Origin of the sequence: Rhodobacter sp. JA431 (genome assembly GCF_900217725.1) — a bacterium.
Lineage (GTDB): Bacteria > Pseudomonadota > Alphaproteobacteria > Rhodobacterales > Rhodobacteraceae > Rhodobacter > Rhodobacter aestuarii.
Genome location: NZ_OBMP01000023.1, coordinates 1 through 3,445 on the forward strand (window position 1 = coordinate 1; position 3,445 = coordinate 3,445).

The window sequence follows — 3,445 nt, forward strand, 5'->3', positions numbered from 1 at the left end:
ACCTACATCCCCAAAAGGCCGGGTAGCGTCAGCGTGATCGCCGGCACATAGGTGATCAGAACGAGGAAGATCAGCATCGTCAGCAGCCACGGCCAAACGGCCACGGTCAGTTCGGTGATACCCATCTTGGTGATACCGCTCGCCACATAGAGGTTGAGCCCCACCGGCGGGTGACACATGCCGACTTCCATGTTCACAACGATCATGATGCCGAAATGCACCGGGTCAATGCCAAGCCGCACCGCCACCGGGAACAGGATCGGAGCCATGATCAACACGATCGACGAGGGCTCCATGAAGTTGCCCGCTGCCAACAGCAGCACGTTCACGATGATCAGGAACATCCACCAGTTCAGCCCGGCCTCTACCATCCAGTTGCCCAGCGCTTGGGGAATGCCCTCATGCGTCATCAAGAAGGAGAAGAGCACCGCATTGGTGATGATATAAAGCAGCATCGCCGACATGTTGGCCGAGGCCAAAAGCACACGCGGCACATCGCGCAGCGTCAGGTCTTTATAGACGAAGACCGAAATCACGAAAGCATAGACCGCGCTCATCGCCGCTGCTTCGGTGGGGGTAAAGATGCCTGCATAAATCCCGCCGATCACGACGATGATCAGCAACAACCCCCACATGGCTTCCCGAAACGCCGTCCAACGCTCGCGGAAGCTGGCCTTGGGCAGGCGCGGATAGTTGTTCTTGCGCGCCCGATACCAGGTGGTGAAGGCCAGAAAACCGGCCAGCATCATCCCCGGCACCACGCCCGCGATGAACAACTCGCCCACGGAGGCGGCATCAACAACTTCGCCATCCGGCCCTTCGACCAGCATGCCAGAGGTTGCAACCGCATACATCACCATCACGATCGACGGCGGAATCAAAATGCCCAGCGCGCCCGAGGTGGTGATCACGCCCGCACCAAATTGCTTCGGGAAGCCCTGCGCCACCATAGCGGGCAAGATCACTGAGCCGATGGCGACCACGGTCGCGGGCGACGAACCAGACACCGCCGCAAAGAGCGCACAGGCAAACACGCCCGCCAGCGCCAGACCGCCATGCCAATGCCCAACCGAGGCGGTGGCGAAATTGATCATCCGCTTTGCCACGCCGCCATGGGTGAGGAAGTTGCCCGCCAGAATGAAGAACGGGATCGCCATGATCTCGAACTTCTCAATCCCGGTGAAAAGCTTCAGCGCCACGGTATCGATCGGCACTTCGGTCATGGTGAAAAGGAAGGTCAGCACCGTCAGGCCAAGCGAGATCGAGATTGGCATGCCGGTCAGCATCAGGGCGATCAGCAGCCCGAAAATGATCAAAGCGCTCATCTCACTTGTCCTTTTCTTTTTCGACAAGGTCGCGGGGCGTCAGCGGCGAATGCAGATAGGCATCGCCCAGCTCGTCAATCCCCTCGTCTTCGGTATCCACCCCATCGACATGTCCGTGGTCGTGATGCGGCAATTCCCCGGTGCGGGCAAAGCTGACGGCCACTTGCAAGAAGCGGAAGCACATCAGCGAGGAACCAAGCGGAATGGCGAGATAGACAATCCACATCGGCACTTCGAGATCGGGAGAGATCGAGGAGGCGTAATACATGTGATGGACGAAATTGCCGCCCAGCACCGCGATAATCCCGGTGAACAGCGCGCCAGCCGAGAGCCCAAACAGAATGAAGAACTTCCGCTTCGCGGCATCGAGCCGGTTGATCAGCACGTCAATGCCGACATGGATGCCGGTGCGCACCCCATAAGCCGCACCAAATTTCGCCATCCAAACGAACAGAATGATCGTCAGTTCTTGCGCCCAAACGAGGTTGATATTGCGCAGGCTCAGATAGGCGCTTTTGGCCATGGCTGAGGCCTCGGGCATATCATGCACCCGGAAATAACGAACAAAATCGGCAACGAAGCCAAGAGCGAAACGATGAGTGACCGAGGCAAAGATCAGAACCGTCGCCGTGGCAATCAGCACGGCGATCAGCACTTCTTCGGCCCGGTCGAGGATGCGCAGCATGGCGGCCCCCGTCAGGCAAAGTCATGGGAAAAGGCGGCCCGCGTGGGGCCGCCCGGTGAGTGATGGTTATTCCGCGGTGGCGGCTTTGACGGCGGCGATCGTCTCCGCGCCGATCCGGTCCGCCATTTCTTCGTGAACCGGAGCCAAAGCCGCGATCCATTCGGCGCGCTCTTCTTCGGTCAGTTCGTGGAAGGTGGTGGTGCCAGTTTCCATCATCGCGGCCAGCGCCTTGTCGTTTTCTTCTTTGGCGATACCGTTGGCATATTCGGTCGCTTCGGCCATCGCTTTTTCAAGACCAGCGCGCACATCTTCGGGCAGGCCATCCCAGAATTGCTTATTCACGATCACCGCATAGCCAAGGTAGCCGTGATACGAGAGCGTCGCATCCGACTGCACCTCGTTCATTTTCTGGGTGTACATGTTCGACGGCGGGTTTTCGGTGCCATCCACAACGCCGGTTTGCAGCGCTTGATACACTTCCGAGAACGCCATGACTTGCGGCACCGCGCCCAGCGCGTTCATTTCCGCTTCCAGCACTTTCGAGGATTGAATGCGCATTTTCAGGCCGAGGAAGTCATCCGGCACATGCAGCGGGCTGTTTGCCGACATGACTTTGAAGCCGTTATCCCAATAGGCCAGACCCGCAATGCCTTTATCGGCCAGCTTGTCGAACAGCATTTTGCCAACGTCACCTTGGGTGACTTTGTGCAGCGCGTCATAGCTCGGGAAGATGAAGGGCAGATCGAAGACTTCGAAATCTTGCACGCCGAGCGGGCCGAATTTGGCCAACGAGGGGGCGAGCATTTGCACCGCACCCAGTTGCAGCGCTTCAAGCTCTTCTTTGTCTTTGTAAAGTTGGCTGTTGGGGTAGACCTCCACATCCACCGCACCATCCGTGTAAAGCTCGGCCAGTTCCTCAAACTTCGCCGCGCCTTTGCCTTTGGGCGTGTCGGGCGAGACAACGTGGCTGAACTTGAGCACGATCGGCTCGGCCACAGCCGGGGCGGCAATGGCAAGGGTCAGGGCGGTGGCGCCCGCGAGGGCCCCAAGAATTCGACGCGTCAACATATGATTCTCCTCCGTCTCCGCTCTCCTTGGCGGAACGCGCGCCTTATTGCGCAATAATCTTGCGCGGCGCTATTGCGGCTTTCCGCAATCGTTATCCGTGCTATGGGTCGGAAGAAAGGAACGACCGTGGGATTGTTTGGCAAACGCAAGGCTGCCGCCCAGCCTCAGGAGGCCGAGGTTTGGAGTGCGTCTGAGGTGCTGGGGGCACAGCGCGTGGACCTGTTGGCGCTGATCCCGCTGGTGGCAATTGTTGCGCTGGTCGGGCTTGTGGGCACGCTGGTTTTCCTTGTGGCGCAAGCAGATGCCACTCGCGCGCGGGCAAAACTTGCAACCGATGCGCTGTGGGTAGAACAGACACTCAGCTTTC

General features: G+C 59.0%; 3 protein-coding genes and 1 pseudogene. 1 reads left to right on the plus strand and 3 read right to left on the minus strand.

Going from position 1 to position 3,445, the window contains the following annotated elements:
• Positions 1-2: 2 nt before the first annotated feature.
• The 3 genes from CRO18_RS18440 to CRO18_RS18450 form a co-directional block, all read right to left on the minus strand.
• Positions 3-1,325, minus strand: a complete 1,323-nt coding sequence (locus CRO18_RS18440; RefSeq protein ID WP_097083225.1) for a TRAP transporter large permease — start codon at positions 1,323-1,325, stop codon at positions 3-5.
• A gap of 1 nt (position 1,326) precedes the next feature.
• Entirely contained in the window at positions 1,327-2,010 is a 684-nt protein-coding gene (locus tag CRO18_RS18445) for a TRAP transporter small permease (RefSeq protein WP_076486384.1), read from the minus strand.
• A 66-nt stretch (positions 2,011-2,076) separates the two neighbouring features.
• Positions 2,077-3,078 carry a TRAP transporter substrate-binding protein gene (locus tag CRO18_RS18450; RefSeq protein ID WP_076486385.1) on the minus strand — a complete coding sequence of 334 codons (1,002 nt, stop codon included), beginning with the start codon at positions 3,076-3,078 and terminating at the stop codon, positions 2,077-2,079.
• A 102-nt stretch (positions 3,079-3,180) separates the two neighbouring features.
• On the opposite strand from CRO18_RS18450, the pseudogene CRO18_RS18455 reads away from it, so the two are divergent.
• Positions 3,181-3,445, plus strand: a pseudogene (locus CRO18_RS18455) (hypothetical protein); the annotation flags it as partial.